The 17,358-nt window shown below is 48.1% G+C and carries 14 protein-coding genes; 7 read left to right on the plus strand and 7 right to left on the minus strand.

Going from position 1 to position 17,358, the window contains the following annotated elements; genetic code table 11:
• Nucleotides 1-33: 33 nt before the first annotated feature.
• The 4 genes from CLV60_RS31060 to CLV60_RS31075 all read right to left on the minus strand — a co-directional run bounded on the left by CLV60_RS31060 (nt 34) and on the right by CLV60_RS31075 (nt 6,263).
• Nucleotides 34-1,251 (minus strand): 4-hydroxy-3-methylbut-2-enyl diphosphate reductase, encoded by a 1,218-nt coding sequence (locus CLV60_RS31060; RefSeq protein WP_106599300.1) that lies wholly within the window; start codon nt 1,249-1,251, stop codon nt 34-36.
• Entirely contained in the window at nt 1,220-3,184 is a 1,965-nt protein-coding gene (gene dxs, locus CLV60_RS31065; RefSeq protein WP_106599301.1) for a 1-deoxy-D-xylulose-5-phosphate synthase, read from the minus strand. The genes CLV60_RS31060 and dxs overlap by 32 nt, the downstream gene beginning before the upstream one ends.
• Nucleotides 3,185-3,235: 51 nt before the next feature.
• Nucleotides 3,236-5,164, minus strand: coding sequence for a (E)-4-hydroxy-3-methylbut-2-enyl-diphosphate synthase (ispG, locus tag CLV60_RS31070; RefSeq protein WP_106599302.1), 1,929 nt, complete (start codon nt 5,162-5,164; stop codon nt 3,236-3,238).
• A 175-nt stretch (nt 5,165-5,339) separates the two neighbouring features.
• Complete coding sequence (locus tag CLV60_RS31075) at nt 5,340-6,263, minus strand: terpene synthase family protein (protein ID WP_146151628.1); 924 nt, start codon at nt 6,261-6,263, stop codon at nt 5,340-5,342.
• 586 nt (nt 6,264-6,849) lie between these two features.
• On the opposite strand from CLV60_RS31075, the gene CLV60_RS31080 reads away from it, so the two are divergent.
• On the plus strand, nt 6,850-7,308 hold the full coding sequence (locus tag CLV60_RS31080; protein ID WP_229211209.1) for a recombinase family protein: 459 nt from the start codon (nt 6,850-6,852) through the stop codon (nt 7,306-7,308).
• Between the two features lie 942 nt (nt 7,309-8,250).
• Here CLV60_RS31080 and CLV60_RS31085 read toward each other — a convergent pair.
• Nucleotides 8,251-8,928 (minus strand): IS5 family transposase, encoded by a 678-nt coding sequence (locus CLV60_RS31085; protein ID WP_106599304.1) that lies wholly within the window; start codon nt 8,926-8,928, stop codon nt 8,251-8,253.
• Between the two features lie 252 nt (nt 8,929-9,180).
• Here CLV60_RS31085 and CLV60_RS31090 point away from each other — a divergent pair, with 252 nt between their 5' ends.
• The 4 genes from CLV60_RS31090 (at nt 9,181) to CLV60_RS34890 (ending at nt 12,697) form a co-directional block, all read left to right on the plus strand.
• Nucleotides 9,181-9,669: a helix-turn-helix domain-containing protein gene (locus CLV60_RS31090; RefSeq protein WP_106599305.1), complete on the plus strand. Its 489-nt coding sequence runs from the start codon at nt 9,181-9,183 to the stop codon at nt 9,667-9,669.
• 730 nt (nt 9,670-10,399) lie between these two features.
• Complete coding sequence (locus CLV60_RS34525) at nt 10,400-10,795, plus strand: reverse transcriptase N-terminal domain-containing protein (protein WP_211302302.1); 396 nt, start codon at nt 10,400-10,402, stop codon at nt 10,793-10,795.
• 72 nt (nt 10,796-10,867) lie between these two features.
• Nucleotides 10,868-12,094 (plus strand): reverse transcriptase domain-containing protein, encoded by a 1,227-nt coding sequence (locus CLV60_RS31095; protein ID WP_262510585.1) that lies wholly within the window; start codon nt 10,868-10,870, stop codon nt 12,092-12,094.
• Nucleotides 12,095-12,187: 93 nt separating this feature from the next.
• Nucleotides 12,188-12,697 (plus strand): integrase core domain-containing protein, encoded by a 510-nt coding sequence (locus CLV60_RS34890; RefSeq protein ID WP_170118914.1) that lies wholly within the window; start codon nt 12,188-12,190, stop codon nt 12,695-12,697.
• 360 nt (nt 12,698-13,057) lie between these two features.
• Here CLV60_RS34890 and CLV60_RS31105 read toward each other — a convergent pair whose 3' ends face one another.
• Nucleotides 13,058-13,921 carry a transposase gene (locus CLV60_RS31105; protein ID WP_106599307.1) on the minus strand — a complete coding sequence of 288 codons (864 nt, stop codon included), beginning with the start codon at nt 13,919-13,921 and terminating at the stop codon, nt 13,058-13,060.
• Nucleotides 13,922-13,937: 16 nt separating this feature from the next.
• Entirely contained in the window at nt 13,938-14,672 is a 735-nt protein-coding gene (locus tag CLV60_RS31110) for an ISL3 family transposase (RefSeq protein WP_170118915.1), read from the minus strand.
• 183 nt (nt 14,673-14,855) lie between these two features.
• On the opposite strand from CLV60_RS31110, the gene istA reads away from it, so the two are divergent.
• Both istA and istB read left to right on the plus strand, forming a co-directional pair.
• Complete coding sequence (gene istA, locus CLV60_RS31115) at nt 14,856-16,385, plus strand: IS21 family transposase (RefSeq protein WP_229211212.1); 1,530 nt, start codon at nt 14,856-14,858, stop codon at nt 16,383-16,385.
• A 20-nt stretch (nt 16,386-16,405) separates the two neighbouring features.
• The gene (gene istB / locus CLV60_RS31120) at nt 16,406-17,155 is read left to right on the plus strand and encodes an IS21-like element helper ATPase IstB (protein WP_106599310.1); all 750 of its coding nucleotides are present in this window, start codon (nt 16,406-16,408) and stop codon (nt 17,153-17,155) included.
• The last annotated feature ends 203 nt before the right edge of the window (nt 17,156-17,358 follow it).

Genomic DNA, 17,358 nt, shown 5'->3' on the forward strand with positions numbered 1-17,358 from the left:
TGGTTTGGCAAGTGAAATTGATTCGTTGATGACTTAAAGCATCCTCAGGCTGAGCGTATCTATTGTCAACCCAAAGAATGACAATAGCTTTGTGATCACATTTTCAATCAGGATATCCGGGCAGGAAGCACCACTAGTCAGATGTACGCTCAAAGGGTCCTTCTGGGGCAAATAACGGTATGTCGTATGCAACTGACGGCTGCTGATGTCCCAATGGTTAATCTCCTGGTCGGACACCAAAGCCGCATCCGATGATATGAAATAGGTAGGCAGCCGGCTTTCACACAGCTCGACCAGGTGGGAGGTGTTTGAGCTGTTGTACCCTCCAACGACTATTGCCAGGTCGGCAGACTGGTCCAGCATATTGATGACGGCCTGTTGGTTTTCATGGGTTGCGTAGCAAAGCGTGTCTTTCATGTTGGCAAAATGCGCGGATGTATCCCGCCCGAGTTTAAAATGTGCCCGCATAGTATCGTTCAGAAAATCCGCAATATCCTGCGTGTCGCTGGCCAATAAAGTGGTCTGGTTTACAACGCCTATCCTTCGTAGGTCGCGGTTTACATCAAAGCCTTCCGAGCACCGCCCACTAAAAAACTCGCCGAACAACGATGGGGCGCGCTTGCCCGTGATGAAGTCTGCCAGCAGGTATGCTTCATCCATATCCTTTATAACGACACTGGGTCCCTGGCTTCTGCTATGGGAGAATGTAGCCCTGGTTTCCTCGTGCACAGGGTTCCCATGCACAATAACCGTGTAGCCTTTAGCCGCGATCTGGCCGGCCCGAGTCCAAACCTTTTCAACGAAAGGGCATTTGCTTTTGTAGTAAACTTGCCGGATGCCTTTTTGCTTCAATAGCCCTTCCACTTCCCTGGTTGTCCCGAATGCAGGTATGATCACAACGTCATCTTCTCTGATTTCCCCCCACGGTATGAGCTGGTTGCCCCCCGTATCGGTGATAAATCGTACACCTTGCTGCTGTAAAGAGAGGTTGACGAAAGGATTGTGGATGATCTCACTTAGCAGGAATATCCTTTTGCCGGGGTTCTCTTCGATAGCCTTGTAAGCCGTTTCCACTGCGTTTTCTACCCCGTAGCAGAAACCAAAATGGCGCGCAAGATTGATTTTTACCTTGCCAAAATCAAGCACGGAAGGTTTGAAATCCTTTTTTAGATGGTCGCCCGTATTTCTTTCCGCTTTGATGTGGGTGATCACCGGGCTCCTATAATTGACCGGAATATTGAATGCTTTCATATCTCAGCAGTTTTCTGGTTAAAACCTTCTCATGTAACATTTCCAGGACTGTGTCAACGATTCCCCTGGCATCGTACCCGCATTCCCTGTATAGTTGCTGTACTGAGCCGTGTTCGACAATCCGGTCAGGTACGCCCAGGATCCGAATGTCGGCATAATAGCCGAACCTGGACATAAATTCGACCACCGCGCTTCCCAGTCCACCGACAATGCTGCCATCCTCGACGGTAATGATATGCTGATAATTTTGGAAAACGTGGTGCAGCAAATTTTGATCGATGGGCTTGACGAATCTCATGTCAAAGAGCGCGGCAGCTATACCATGCGCTTGCAGATCGTCACAGGCCTGGTCGGCGAAGTTTCCCGGGTGTCCAAAGGAAAGGATCGCAATGTCGGCCCCGTCCCGGATGAGCCTTCCCGTCCCGATTTTGATCTGCTCAAACGGCTGTTGCCAATCGATTGTGGCTCCCTGTCCGCGCGGGTAACGAATGAAAAAGGGCTGGTCTGAGCCTGGCAACTGCGCCGTATACATCAGGTTCCTTAGCTCTATCTCGTTGATGGGGGCACTTACAATAACCCCGGGCAGGCATCGGCAGTAGGCGATATCAAAAATGCCGTGATGCGTAGCACCGTCTTCCCCTACAAGCCCTCCGCGATCCAGACAAAACACCACCGGAAGTTTTTGAAGGACCACATCGTGGATCAGCTGGTCGTACCCCCGCTGCATAAACGAAGAGTAAATGTTGCAATAAACCTTCATACCATGCACGGCCATTCCCGCCGAAAAGGTTACCGCGTGCTGTTCACAGATACCCACATCGAAGGTGCGGTCAGGCATCTTTTCCATCATGAGTTTAAGCGAGGAACCTGACAACATCGCCGGGGTAACAGCAGCGATGTTTGCGTTTGACGAGGCCAGCTCAATCATCGTATGACCAAAAACATCCTGGTACTTGGGTGGCGTGGGAGTGTTGGCGGCAGGTTTATGGATCGTTCCGGTAACTTTATCAAACAGGCCCGGGAAATGCCACAAAGTCTGCTCTTTTTCCGCCGGCTCATATCCTTTACCCTTCGTGGTGACCACATGAAGGAGCTTAGGACCGGGAATGCCTTTAAGGTCTTGCAACAAGCCTGTCAACTTCAACACATCATGCCCGTCGACCGCCCCGAAATAACACAGGTTCAGTGCTTCGAAAAAATTGGCCTGATCCGCGAGCATACTCTTAATGCCGGACTTAACATGGTTAATAAGCCTTTTTGAATGCTTGCCAACCTCTTGCAACCGGTCCATGGTCTGGCCTACATTCTTTCTGATTTTGTTGTAGGTGCCCGAAAGCGCCAGTTGCGTCAGGTACTCTTTCAGCGCCCCGACTGCCGGATCTATCGACATGCAATTGTCATTGAGGATAATTGTTAGGTTGAAGTCCATAGAGCCTGCGTGATTCAGGGCTTCGAAGGCCTGCCCGGCCGTCATCGCACCGTCGCCGATCACGGCAATATGCTGTTTGCTTGTTTCACCCTTTTGCCTGGCAGCGGCGGCCATCCCCAGAATGGCCGAAACTGAGGTAGAAGAATGTCCCGTCCCGAAAGTATCGTACACACTTTCTTCCCTTCGGGGAAACCCGCTGATCCCGTCGTACTTCCGGTTGGTATGAAAAACAGCCCTGCGGCCGGTTAGGATTTTATGCCCGTAGGCCTGGTGACCCACATCCCAAACCAGTTGGTCATATGGGGTATCCATGGCATAATGCAGGGCCACAGCCAGCTCGACCGTCCCCAGGCTGGCCCCGAAATGGCCGCCATTTTTGCTGACGGATTCGATAATGAAGGATCTGAGTTCATCGCAAACCTGGGGAAGCTGTGCCAGCTGCATCTTCCGCAGATCAGCAGGATATTCTATTTGGTCAAGCAGGGGAAAGTCAACGTGTTTCATAGAAAAACATTTGAAGATGAAGTTTCAGGCAAGCTTATTCAATCTGGACCTTCATGGCGGCTCGGCCCAGCTGCCTGACTCCTTGATCAGGCCGATCAGGGTCTCGACTACGGCCTGGTCTGATACGTTCCGCCTGACGACCTGATTTCCTTTATACAAAGAGATTTTACCGGGACCACTCCCTACATACCCGAAGTCGGCATCGGCCATTTCGCCTGGCCCATTAACGATACATCCCATGATCGCTATCTTTATACCTTTCAAATGGCTGGTAGCGGCCCTGACTTTCTCGGTGGTCGACTGCAGATCAAAAAGCGTACGGCCGCACGAAGGACAGGATATGTACTCGCTCCCAGAAATACGGGTCCTGGTAGCTTGCAGGATACCAAAAGCAATTTGATTTACCGAGGCCAGGCTGGCGCCTGTTTCCGGAGCAACAAGCCACAGTCCATCCTTCCACCCGTTTAAGATCAACCGGGCTGTGGCGGCTGTGCAGGCAATGCTGGGCTCGTCAAGGTTTTCCAGGTCTGGCCGGTGTTGGAAGATGACCGGCGGAAGACCGTCTATTTTCTGCATTGGGCGGATACCTTGCAAGCAATCCGCCGGCGCGGTAGTTTTATCGATGCGAATCACTAGTACGGTCCGTCTTCGCTGTCTGTCCGTAAGGCCATCGGTGAACCCGGCCGCCAGGCTTGCAGGGACCATAACGAAATTCACGATATCTGAAACCGGGCCATCCGTCCCGTACTGCTTATGGTCAAAAAGCGGATAATATTGGGCCCGATCGCCAAGCCGCAGCCATGCCTCTGCGGGAATGACGATCCCCAACGCTCCGGGAAGAGGAAACGATAACGGGGCCTGCGTAAAGACATAATCTGCCGAAGCGTTGCTGATATTCCATTTGTCGGTTTCAGCATCATAATCATAACCCACTTCACCCAGCGTCTTTTGGGTTACCGGGTCTGTCTGGGAAAGGTCTGCTACCACAACCGGCAGCGAATTGCCCCCAATGTTTAGTATTTTATTGGTTCGTACCTTTGTACCACCTGCGTAGCCGGCCGGTTTTACTTCTAATCTCTGGCCAGCTACTTTGGAAGCGCATGCATAGTTCTTTACAATACTGCGACATACAGGCAATTCTGCCTCAGGGGGCTCGGTGAGCGAGACCCGGATGGTATCGCCAATGCCGTCTTCCAGCAATGTGCCGATACCGATCGCCGATTTTATCCTGCCATCGTCTCCGTCCCCTGCCTCGGTCACCCCCAAATGCAACGGATAGCAATGTCCAAGCTCCTCTTGCATCGTGTGGACCAATCGATGATAGGCTTCCACCATCACCAGGGGGTTACTGGACTTCATGCTCACGACAATGTTGTAAAAACGAAGATCCTCCGCTATACGCAGGAATTCCATTGCGCTTTCAACCATACCGGGCGGTGAGTCGCCATAGCGGCTAGTGATCCGATCGCTGAGCGAACCGTGGTTAACCCCGACCCGTAGCGCCGTGCCATATTCTTTACAAATTTTGACCAGGGGCGCGAATCGTTGCCTGACCCGGTCAAGTTCATACAAGTAGCTGTCCTGGTCATAGACGATTGTTTCAAATTTTTTCCTACCGGCATAATTCCCTGGATTGACCCTTACTTTCTCGACAAAACGGGCAGCCAGTTCGGCCGCATTGGGTGTGAAATGGATATCCGCTACCAGCGGGACGTTACAGTCATTTCGGCGTAGCAAGCGGTGGATACTCAGCAAATTCTCAGCGTCCCGAAGCCCCGGCGCGGTGACGCGCACAAGGTCAGCTCCTGCGTCGGCACATCTGATAACCTGGTCAACAGTGGCGGCCGTGTCCATCGTGTCCGTGGAAGTCATCGTCTGCAACCGGATCGGAAAATCGCTTCCGATCAACAAATCACCGGCCTTCACTTGCCGGGTAGCCAACCGGGTTGCATCCAGCGTGTTTGGATATAAGACACTCATGTCTTTCTTCATTTAAGTAAGAGACACCTTCCGCCCCTGGATAGCATAACTACCCGCCGGTATTATCAATCAGGAATCTTCTATGGATAGCTCCGCAGACCTCCCTTCTTTGCATAAATTGCGCAAACACTCATGTATATACGATAGTTTCAGCTTTTCGATTGCCGGTCGTTTTCTATACATGGGTTAGTTTTTCCCGAAGCTCGGCCGCTGCCGGAAATGCCGCTTCATTGTACCGGTCCAACCTGGTCGATATATTTTTCCAGCCGCTTAAAACCATGCCCATATAATGGACCCAGTTCACAACCGCATCCTGCCAGACCCCGAAATCCGGAAGCGAGGACTGTAAGCCTACAAATTCCTTCAGGTCTTGGTTATGCAGCCGCAGATTTTCCTGGCAAGCCTCTTCTAATGAAATTCCGCGTTGATGCTGTATCACCTTCACGATATTATAGTAAACACTATCAGTGGCTTCGTCTTTGGTAATCGACTGTATTTCATTAAAATAGGTTACCAGCCGGCATGCCAGCGCCTGCAAACGCCTTATCACAGCATGATCATGTATTTCAGGCGGCAGAATGACCCCGGTCTCCACTTCCGTCAATTGCAGAAAGGGATAAAGGCAAATGGAATCTTCCCTTAACGCAATACATTCCTCGATCGTTGGGAACGTTTTGTTTTTTTTATAGACCAGCTCCGTCCCAAGGCCAGTAAAATATCTGCTGATCATCTCTGAAAAGCGAACGACTGACGCCTGTGGAATGAATTGCAGTAATTCCTGCCTTAGCGATCCCAGCATTCCTCCCAGGGGAATTCCCACGTCGGACGAAGCGGCCTCTCCATTCAAAACAGCTAACGATTGTCTATGTACGTCAGGGATTTCCTCTGGGTTACCCTCTTCGTATAGATCGTCATTGTATAGCGTCCAAAGCATCAAGCGGCAAATGGGCTTGAATCGGTCCAGGGAAGCTGTTGGGAACCAATGGGCAGCTATATGGGCAGTTTGTGTTTTTTTATATTTTTTACGAATTTCAGGACTATGGTCATAAAGCCACAAATACTCTCCATCAATCCATTGGCTGTCGGTAATCTCCTGCATCTGGGCAGCATAAGGGTTCTTTAAAGCAGGAAAGGGATACCTGAAATTAGTGCTAAGGAGTTCTCGCGCATTTACCATAGTTGGGGTTTTTAGACTGCCTGCTCATGACAATAATATTTTGCCCCCTGCTTTCGAAAACAGGACAACATCGGGGATCAAATAACTTCACAAAAGGTAATTCAAGGAGAAAATTCAACCATGAGATTACATCTGTGATAACGGCCGCTCTTTACGGGTGATTCGATCTAATATTGGATTACCACGCAGTACAAGACACTTTCCCGAATACAATATCCAGGCACTAGTCAAATTGCAGAAAATCAAGTTTTCTTATCGACACCACATATTCTTCCAGCGAAACGGTTCAGATCTTAATGGGTACAAGAAAATGCTTTAAAAAATGGGGCTTGTTAGAAGATACTGAACAAAGTAAGTGAATAGTTTTTTTATTGGCAATACTGGATTGAAGTTTTTTTGTAGAATTAATTCAAATGTTTTGCATACATATTTCTACCGCTATAGAATAATAACTAGACCGTGCCGTTGCACCCCAGGAAAGCCCATTCGTTGAAAGGGTGTCGTCGAATTGCATTTTTATCGGTGGGAGGCCATAAGGACATGTAGACTTACCAAGGCCGACATACTGCACCTAGCCGATGAGAAAAATTTAGGCCGGGTAGAGTTCGTTCAGGAAAAGGTTTCCGGGAAAGTGTCCTGGCGAAACCGCAAAATCGGTCCGATCCTGGACGAGCTCAAAAAAGGGGATGTGATTTTGTTAAGTGAATTTTCCAGACTTGGCCGGTCGATGCTTGAGGTGATGGAGATTATCTCGATTGCTATGCAGAAAGGTATCCGAATTTATACTGTCAAAGGAGGGTGGCAACTGGACGACTCCATCCAGAGCAAAGTGATGGCTATGGTTTTTGCGATGGCCGCCGAGATCGAAAGAGATCTGATCAGTAAGCGGACAAAGGAGTCTCTAGCTGCAAAGAAGCTGTCAGAGATAAAGCTAGGTCGCCCAACTGGTCCTGGAAAAGTAAACTAGGTCAGTTTAGACCAGAGATAGAAGCCCTATTGCTGAATGGTTCGAGCCAAAAGTACATTGCAGACCGTCACCGGGTGACCGAGGCAACCTTGTCAAATTGGATTAAAAAGAATAGTGTAAAAAGATATCATAAAGTTGCATAGCTACGGAATTCTTCGAGTTTCGGTCACTTCAAGAAGCGGTTGCGACGGCAGTAGTGTTCGCCCCTCGAAACATGGCAATCTCATTTTACCGCTCATAATATAGTCTGGTACTAGTAGATCCTTGCTTTCTGGCATAGTGTCGAGCGGCGTACATAATATGTAGGAGTTCACAAGGCGATTATCATCTGCAAAAGTAAATATGCTACCGTGCGCATAGCTGGTACGAACATTTTCCATAGCCGTATAGTGTAACGACGTGCAGCCGCAGTCCGCCCCGGGCGTTTTGTCCCGACACGAAGACAATTGCAGACAGAATACCAGGGCACTGAATTGAAATTTCATCGAATGAGAGATTTTAGTCATGTAATTCTACTATCAGTGACAATCCTTGTTGCGGATTAGTTGTAAAATGAAAATACTGGAAGGAAGTGCAAACCGATAGCAAGCGGTATAGCCTCATACGACATCGAGTTGCTAACAACTGCCATGTCAAGAATGGCAAAAGAATTATGAAGAAACGGTGCAATTTGATGTTAAAATTCACATAAAAGTGATCACTTCAAGTAAGGCCAAGAGAGTATACAAAAAACGACCGAATAAATTGTCTACGAAATTCAATAGATGGAATCCATAAAGCTCGCTGCACATTGGATCCCATTTATAGCGGCCTTTGAAAAATGACTTGGCCAGATTAAATTTAGGGCTTATCAGCTATTGCAAACCTGAAGTAGGGTGTTAACAGAGTTTGAATTGCTTATCAGGGAACTGGAATCTGAGAAACTAAGAATGTGTTTGGGAATTATATTTTGGCTGTAAGGAATGTTCGTTGTAACATCAATTGAATGTTGGCAAGAATGATCCAAGCAACCGAAGAAGATACTGTGTATTCGTAATCTTTGACAATTCTCCTGAAAAAGTTAGTCCAAGCAATTGATCGTTCAACCACCCACCTCTTGGCTACCGGTACAAACCCCTTTGCAGATTCTGGGCGTGAGCCTTTCTCAAATTTGATATTGAATTCTTTCATTTTTCGAGCGAAAACGCCGTTGTAGGCCTGATCGCCGTAGATTTTTTCTAGGCGCTCGTTCTGGCAAAGAATATCAGCCGAAAAATTTAAAGCAGCACTGCCGTCAGGCTCATTTGCAGCATGAACGTGAGCAAACCATATTCTGCCATCCGTATCCACTAATAGCTGTCTTTTACGACCGTTCACTTTCTTGTTTGCATCTAATCCTCGCTTTTCAAAAATCATAGGAGAAAGCTTAATACTCTGACTATCAATGCAAAAAGCAGATAGATTCTCGTCCTTCTCATTCGCTTTTCTATCTAATTGGTTTAGGAAAACATTGATTTCAGCAAGCATATTATTCTTTTTCCAGCGATCAAAGTACCAATAGACGGACTGCCATTTGGGAAAGCAAGATGGTAGATTTCGCCACTGGCAGCCGGTACGCAAGATGTAAAGCGGAGCATCTATAGTTTAATCAATTCTTTAACGTTTGGTCACTGCAAAGATGGTACGATCCCCTTTCTCCACAATTCCCAAACACGCTCTAATATTGGACGAAGAATTGCAAGATTGCCTTACGTCCAAAGATTATAATTATGCTGATTATTTTCAGAAGGCGCTTTGGCGGATAGAGCGGAACTATAGAGCCACTACGACTTAAACGAAGTCCAACATCGCTGTGTATAGTCCTGAAATAGCTTTACACAGAAGCAAAAACGGATGAAAGCAAAAAGGAAGGAGGTCACGATCAAAAATCGAAAACCTTGGGAACGACTTACTGAGGTGGAAAAGAAGCGGATTGTTCGAGAGGTAAATTCGGGGTTACTTGGTCAACGCGCAGCTGCTCGCAAATATGGTCTGAGCCGCAACAGCGTTAGTGCGTGGATTGACGATTATTCATCGTTTGCTATTAAGCCTAACAATGTGGTAGAAGAAGCCGATGGAGATATGACTGAAAGCACCAAGACCCGTATTCTGGCCAAACAGGTCGAGAATCTTACAAAACAGCTTGCGAAGGCAAACCTAAAAATTAGCTCTCTGCAGACGTTAATAGAGGTAAGTGAGCAGGAGCTTCATATTAAAATCAGAAAAAAGTCTGGTACCAAACAGTTAAAAAATGAGGCAGAAACATCCCGGAGAAAGCCTGGGGAGTCTTTGTGGACTGTTTGGCGTCACACGTCAGGCTTATTACGAGGCAGCAGCGCATGAAAAGAAGACATCGATAATCCATTCACTAGTTTTGTCACTTGTGAGCGATTATCGGAACGACATCCCATTGATCGGAACTAGAAAACTACATTTCTTACTGCTGCCGGCTTTATTGGAGCATGGCGTGACAATTGGAAGAGATCAGCTGTTCGACCTACTTCGTTTCCATGGACTTCTGATACGAAGGCGAAAGCGAATGGTAAAGACCACAGATTCATCTCACTGGTTAAAAAAGTACCCTAACTTAATCAAAGATCTCATTGTAACAAAGCCTAATCAATTGTGGGTTAGCGACTTGAGTGCGCCATGAAGACACAGCTTTTTTTTTGCTGTGTTGGCTGATTATTGACCGGCAGTTGCAATACTGCCCTTTCCAACAAGGGAAGTTGGAAAGAAGGGGGCTGCAAAGCTCGCTGGGTGCTGCCAAGCGGGTGTCATAAGCAGAACAGCCTTAACTGTACCAGTAACAGGCCAATTCCTGTTAGCTGGGCTACCACAGAATCTATGATGAGACAACGAAGTATGCGCTGGAAGCCTCTGTACTTACTCACCAACCCTCGCTATCAGACTTGGCTGAGAGGGAATTCGTGGTCCGAGCGGATCGGTCTTTATGTTGCTGATCCCGGAATAAGTTTAACTGATTCGACGATGGAATTTCCCCCTAGCCATCGTTCCGTGCCACCAGGGGTAGAGCATGCCATCTAAGGATTCATAGGTCAATAATTGGAACATGGGAACTGAGAGTGATTCGCCTGTCAGGAAAACAGGCTATCGACAGCGACTCGGGAAGGATCACTCCCAGGACGGAGTCCGCGTAGTAGTCCGAGAACGGGAAAGCCGTTCACATGGCGAAGGCGGGCAGGGAATCGGTACAATTTCAAAACCGGAGAAGCGAACCATGGACTTGGTTCATCAGGCAGATCATGCCTGGGTACTCAACGTGCAAAGAAAGCTGTACCAATGGAGTCAGAATTATCCTACGGAAGCATATCGGGAGTTATGGAACTGGTTAACAGACCTACGCAACTTACGAGAAGCCTGGCGCCGGGTAGCCCAAAACAAGGGCAAACGTACACCGGGGATTGACGGGATAACGGCCGGAAGCATTCGCCAGCGCATTGGCTAAACCCGATTCTTCGAGACCCTTCAACGGCAGCTAAGGGCTGGAACCTATAAACCCAGCCCGTGCCGTAGAAAATTGATCCCTAAGCCGGGTAAACCAGGGAAGTTCCGTCCCTTGGGCATTCCGACGATTGCGGACCGGGTGGTGCAATGCGCCATCAAACAAGTACTGGAACCGATTCTGGAAGCGCGCTTCTGGCATGTCTCTTACGGCTTTCGGCCGGGACGTGGTTGCCATGGAGCCTTAGAGCATATTCGAATGAGTATGCGTCCGCGGAAGGTGGAAAAACAGGATAACAAGCGTCATCAAATGCCCTACCAATGGGTTATCGAGGGCGATATCCAAGCCTGTTTTGATCATATTGATCATCACCAACTGATGGATCGGATTCGACAGCACTCGGCTGACCGCCGGGTCAACCAGTTACTGGTTCGGTTTTTGAAAGCAGGCATTCTCTCAGAAGAACAATTTCTGCGCACCGATGCGGGCACTCCCCAAGGGGGGATCGTTTCGCCTTTGTTGGCCAATGTAGCCCTGGGTGTGATTGAAGAACGCTACGAACGGTGGGTTAATCACCAGACAAAGCGTCAGCAGCGTCGGCATTGCGACGGTATCACAGCCGCCAGGTGGTCACGCAGTTTGGATCGTCGGGCCGGAAGGGCGGTTTACTTCCCCTTTCGGTATGCGGACGATTTTGTTATTCTGACCAGTGGTACTCAAGAAGATGCACTCGCAGAGCGAGAGGCCCTACAAACGCTACTCCAAGAGAAGATGGGTTTAACCCTCTCCCCTGAAAAGACCAAGATTACTCCGTTGATGGAGGGCTTTCAATTTTTAGGGCATCGAGTTAGCATGCGATGGGATTATCGGTATGGCTGGACGCCTCGATTAGAGATACCAAAACAGAAAGCAGCGGATTTGCGCTACCGTATCAAACAGTTGACGGGACGAGCTACACTCGGCTGGTCACTGGACAAGCTGTTACAAAAACTGAACCCTATCCTACGAGGCTGGGGCAATTTCTGCAAGTATTGCACCGGAGCTAAGAAAATCCTGTCAGACCTAGATTGGTATGGTCGGGACCGTATCTGGCGATGGTTACGCAAGAAATACCCGAAAGCCAATGCTCAACTGATCTTAAAGCACCGTCTACCAAGTCGACTCCGGCCTAGCTGGAAGGTATGGCGAGGTAATGGGGTGGAACACTATCAAATGGGCTGGCAGAAGGTAATGCACTACCGACGGGGATGGATGAAACCGCCTGACTACATGATGATTCCTGGAGAGCCGGATGCATATTGAAAAGTGCATGTCCGGTTCGGAGAGAGGGCAAGCGAAACCGATAGTTGAGAAACTATTAGGCGCGCTTGCTCTACTCTACCTTACATAAAGACATTGGAGGGGTTCAGCTATCTAAGCCTAATAACAGATGCATTTTCGAGGAAAATTGTCGGATACTGCCTTTACCCAACCCTAGAAGCAATAGGATGTATAAATGCACTAAAAATGGCAGTTACCTCACGAACATATGACCCTACGTACTTTTTGATCCATCATTCTGATCGAGGAATCCAGTACTGTTCGGCCGAGTACGTGAATATCCTCAAAGAAGAAAATATCGCCATAAGCATGACCCAGAGTGGTAGCCCTTACGATAATGCGCTTGCCGAAAGAGTAAACGGGATAATAAAAAATGAGTTTTTCCCCAAGCGTGTCTACCAGAATCACCGAGAAGCTGTCAAGGCTATCGTTAAAATCATTCATGCATACAATATGAAGCGGCCGCATGCGAGCATAGATTATTTAACTCCTGATCAGGCGCATTCGCATCAGGGAATTTTAACAAAGCGTTGGAAGCGATATCAGCGAAAAAGGAAGAATGTCAATGAACATGCTGACTCATAAATCGCCCGATTCAGCTACCACATTTTTCTTGCATCCCCTTCAAGTGAGGGATGACAAGAAAAATGTTCAGGACAGTCAACAAGGCCTGTGCTCGAAACACTTATATTAGTGTGTAATGTAATTTCAGGATTAAGGAAATCCAGGTGTAAAGGGATTGCAGGACTAACAAAAAGACACGTCAAGTTTTTTTAGGATTATCATCAAAAACTGTAAAGTTTTTTTAGGACGACACAGGACGACACAAAGTTTTTTTAGGACGACACAAACTGACCACCTGTTCCGGCTGAAATTGACCACCCCATTTCGGAGTAAACTGACCACCTGTTTCGGACGAAACTGGTTCATCCCCACTTTTGGTGGTTATGACGGAGCTAAAACTAATCGTTTCTTCAACAAATCAAATCCAGCTCTACCATACATTTGCCGTTTTATAGTTTTGAGTTTGTTGACATTGCCTTCGACTGGCCCATTACTCCAATGCAAAGACATGGCATTCCTAATGGCCTGGTAGTCTGTCAGCAATCCAGTTGCAAAAGCGGCCATCTCCCGGATCCCAGATGCTCGTGCGCGATCGATCCAATGTTTCAGTTGGTCGCCCAGTTTATTGGTCATCATCTGGCGAAAGGCCTCGGCCAGCGCGTAGGTTTTTCTCAATTCATCGGATTTGCTGCGGAGATCATCAATCATTTTGAGCTGTATCCTACCGAGTTTATCTTTTGCAGCGATGAATAGCATAGCTGCTTGTGAAGGTTTGAAAAATGAGCCTGTACGCTGGGGGAACTTCGATTTGCTTGCCTTCTTACCTATTCGGATGTCATAGTAGATCAATGCTTCGGAGAGTGTTGTATAGGCTCCCTGATAACCCAATTGTTTCAATTCGTTCCATAACGTTTTCAGGTACAGTGCGGGAGCCTCTTCCATACGCCTGTTGATGTATGGAAAATATTGTTCGAGCATTTTCCGCTCACCGTGAGATCTGCGGGAGAGCGCTTGCATCTCCATGTACTTTTTTACTGTTTGCCTGTGCATACCCAAACGTCCAGCTATTCCCTTGATCGAGTGGCCTTCCGCCTGCAATATTTTTAGCTCAGCAAAACGCCGCTTTCTAACCCCGTTTGACTCGCTTGTCCTAACCACTTCCGGCTTTTGGGTGAGTGGCTCAATAGGCTGATCAACAGAATTATTGAACAGGAGTTTATTGAGCTTGGCGTATTCCCGGATCATTATTTTATGTATAGCCTCACCAAGGTTTTTTAACAGATGCCAGCGATCGATAACGGCTCCGGCCGCCCGGTTGTTGGGCCTGCGGCGCTCCGGATGTGATTGCTCGATGATATTTTCCGTAACGGTCCCTGGTAACAATCTTTATTTCTGGACGAACCTGTAGCCAGTCCCGTAAACTGTCTTCTTCCCGATCTGGCAGAAGGTCGATTATTTTCCCAGTGTGTAGGTCTACCAGAATACTTCCATATTTCTCTCGCTTCTTAAAAGCCCAGTCATCAACGCCAACCGCGGTTATGGTGCAGTAGTTCGGTAGAGAAACTTTGCTTATCATTCTCAATAATGTGGTGTCGCTGACCGAAATAGAAAATTGCCGACTGATGCGTTCAGCAGGCTTGCCTCCCGCTTCCAAGGCGATGCTCAATAGCTTCTTTTCCAGCCTTTCAGTTGTTCTTTTGTAGGCCTTAAAATGGCAGTCAAACCGCTCGGTAAAAATCCTTAAGGGGCAACTATGAGTTAGGCAATAGAATTTTCGCGATCTTAAAAATATCCTTGTACCCTTGCCAAAGGCAGGAAGGTCATCGAATTTTCGATTGTAATAGCTGTGAAGTTTACCCGAGGGGCACAAACAATTGGGGCATCGTCCTGTTTTCTGTTTTCCCTGAACGTGAATATTAAGCTGGTTTCCATGGCTGTCAACTGAAATCACTTTTAAAATATCGTCAGAATCAAAAATTATCTTGGAAGCACTCATTAATAGCACAACGAATGCCTTCCATTTTTGACGCATCTACCACCAAAAGTGGGGATGAACCCGAAACTGACCAGTGGATTCCGGAGCAAACTGACCACCCCGTCAAGCAGAAAAATGCTGTAGAATCACCCATATTTTTGGCGGATACCAACCGTGGAAAGTATGGCTAATTCGACTATCAGCATGAATAAGATAAGACAGATCCTAAGGATGTACAGTCAAGGGCGCAGCAAGCTTTTTATTGCTGAGCAAACGGGCGTTTCCCGCAATACGGCCAAGAAGTACATGGCTACTTTTGAAGCGAGCGGGTTGACTTTCGAGCAGATCAACGGCCTGAACGACAAGGAACTGGATGAATTTTTCGGTGCAGTTAGACAGATGCCGCCTCAGGACAGGCTGTTGAACTTACAGCGCTGTTTTCCCCGAATAGATAAAGAGCTTAAAAAAACCGGCGAGACGCGTTATTCGCTCTGGGAGAGCTACAAAAAGGAATTCCCTGACGGTTTTGGCTATACCCAGTTCTGCTTCCACCTGGCCCAGTGGAAGGCCCGGGTAAACCCAGTCATGCACCAGGACCATAAAGCGGGCGATAAGTTCTTTATCGATTTTGCCGGTGTAAAGATGAGTTTTGTAAGCAGGGAGACCGGAGAATTGATTGAGGTTGAGGTTTTTATTGCTATCCTGGGCGCCAGCCAGCTCACCTATGTGGAAGCGGTTATGAGCCAGCAAAAAGAAGATCTGATCCTGGCTTGTGAGAATGCTTTTCATTACATCGGGGGTGTTCCGGCGGCCGTAGTCCCGGATAATCTCAAGGCGGCCGTCACCAAGAGCAACCGGTATGAACCTACGCTGAACGAGACTTTTGAGGACTTTGCCAACCATTACGGGACGACCATATTACCCACCAGGGCTTACCGGCCACGCGACAAGGCGTTGGTCGAAGGGGCTGTTAAAATCGTTTACAGCCGGATCTATGCGCCTTTAAGAAAGCAGGTTTTTAACTCACTATCCGAGCTAAATGCAGCCATATGGGCGGCCCTGGAAGTCCATAATAATCAGCTCCTGGGCGGTCGCAATTACAGCCGCAGGCTTCAATTCGAAGAGATCGAGCGAGGCGCACTCTCTCCGCTGCCGCTGCTCCGCTACGAGTTCAAAAAGCAGTCGCATGCGACCGTGATGAAAAACGGGCACGTCAACCTGAGCATCGACAAACACTATTACAGCGTCCCGTACCGGTTCATCGGCAAGAAGGTCAAATTGCTGTTCTCGGGCACCTTGGTCGAAATCTACTATCGTTATGAGCGCATAGCACTGCACCAGCGTGTCAAAAGCCCCTACAATTACTCGACCGATAAAGAGCACCTGGCCAGCACGCACCGCTTTTTGACCGAATGGACCCCGGATAAGTTCGTCGAATGGGCTTCTTCAATCCATGACGACGTCAGGCTTTATATCCTCAAAATACTGGACCGTAAGCAGCATCCCGAGCAGGCCTACCGCTTTTGCATCGGCATCTTGTCCTTCGCAAAAAAGGCTGGCGAACAACGGCTGATCAGCGCATGCCAGCGCGCATTGAGCTATGGTATTTATAACTACAAAATCATTCAGATGATATTGGAGAAGAAGATGGACCAGTACGAGGACAGCCTGTTCGCCGACGAGCTACCGATGCCTAACCACGACAATATCAGGGGCGAAGAATATTATCAGTAACCTTTTAAACAATCCATACAATGAACAATGACACCTTGGAGAAGCTGCGCAAGCTTAAATTTTATGGCATGTTCCATGCCTTCAAAACCAGCCTGGAAGGCGGAAAAACCAATGATTATACGGCCGATGAGCTATTGGGGTACCTTGTGGACGCCGAGTGGGACGACCGCAATAACCGCCGCGTGGAGCGGCAGATCTACCAAGCCCGGTTCCGTTATAAGGCCGTCGTCGAAAATATCCATTACCATGCCGATCGCAGTCTGGACCGTAACCAGGTCATGCGCCTGGCTGATTGCTCTTTTATCACCCGCAACGAGAACCTGCTGATCACCGGCAGCACCGGGATCGGCAAAAGCTATGTGGCAACTGCCATCGGCCATCAAGCCTGCATCCAGGGGTATCGCGTACTTTACGCGAGTACCCCAAAACTGTTCGCCCGCTTGAAAATGGCCAAGGCCGACGGCTCTTATATCAAGGAAATCGCCAGGATCGAACGGCAGCACCTGTTGGTGCTCGATGACTTCGGTATCCAGCCCTTCGATGCCCAGAGCAGGGCCGCCCTGATGGAGATCATCGAAGACCGGCACGGAAAAGCATCGTTGATTATTACTTCGCAGTTGCCCGTCAGCAAATGGCATGAAGTGATTGGTGAAAAAACCATTGCCGACGCTATCCTGGACCGCATTGTCCACGACGCACACCGCATAGAACTGAGGGGGGAATCGATGAGAAGAAAGAAAAAAATAGAGCCCGAAAACAGCTACCAATAATACGACCTTAATTAACTAATTTTGAAACTGCTTCTGCAGCTTTTTTCTGCTACCGGCCGCCAGACATTTAGGTGGTCAATTTGCCACGGAATCAGGTGGTCAACTTCTGGGTCTTCGTCACTTTTGATGATAAAAACGTAATTAAAAATTACACAATTATTTGGCTACGTAACCAGCCTGCCTCTTGAATTCTACTCCAATTC

The organism is Dyadobacter jiangsuensis (genome assembly GCF_003014695.1).
Taxonomy (GTDB): domain Bacteria; phylum Bacteroidota; class Bacteroidia; order Cytophagales; family Spirosomataceae; genus Dyadobacter; species Dyadobacter jiangsuensis.

Coding starts and splice junctions, on each gene's coding strand:
- CLV60_RS31060 (WP_106599300.1), bottom strand. CDS start 1,251: ATGAAAGCATTCAATATTCCGGTCAATTATAGGAGCCCGGTGATCACC.
- dxs (WP_106599301.1), bottom strand. CDS start 3,184: ATGAAACACGTTGACTTTCCCCTGCTTGACCAAATAGAATATCCTGCT.
- ispG (WP_106599302.1), bottom strand. CDS start 5,164: ATGAGTGTCTTATATCCAAACACGCTGGATGCAACCCGGTTGGCTACC.
- CLV60_RS31075 (WP_146151628.1), bottom strand. CDS start 6,263: ATGCAGGAGATTACCGACAGCCAATGGATTGATGGAGAGTATTTGTGG.
- CLV60_RS31090 (WP_106599305.1), top strand. CDS start 9,181: ATGAAAGCAAAAAGGAAGGAGGTCACGATCAAAAATCGAAAACCTTGG.
- CLV60_RS34525 (WP_211302302.1), top strand. CDS start 10,400: ATGGGAACTGAGAGTGATTCGCCTGTCAGGAAAACAGGCTATCGACAG.
- CLV60_RS31105 (WP_106599307.1), bottom strand. CDS start 13,921: ATGATCCGGGAATACGCCAAGCTCAATAAACTCCTGTTCAATAATTCT.
- CLV60_RS31110 (WP_170118915.1), bottom strand. CDS start 14,672: ATGAGTGCTTCCAAGATAATTTTTGATTCTGACGATATTTTAAAAGTG.
- istA (WP_229211212.1), top strand. CDS start 14,856: ATGAATAAGATAAGACAGATCCTAAGGATGTACAGTCAAGGGCGCAGC.
- istB (WP_106599310.1), top strand. CDS start 16,406: ATGAACAATGACACCTTGGAGAAGCTGCGCAAGCTTAAATTTTATGGC.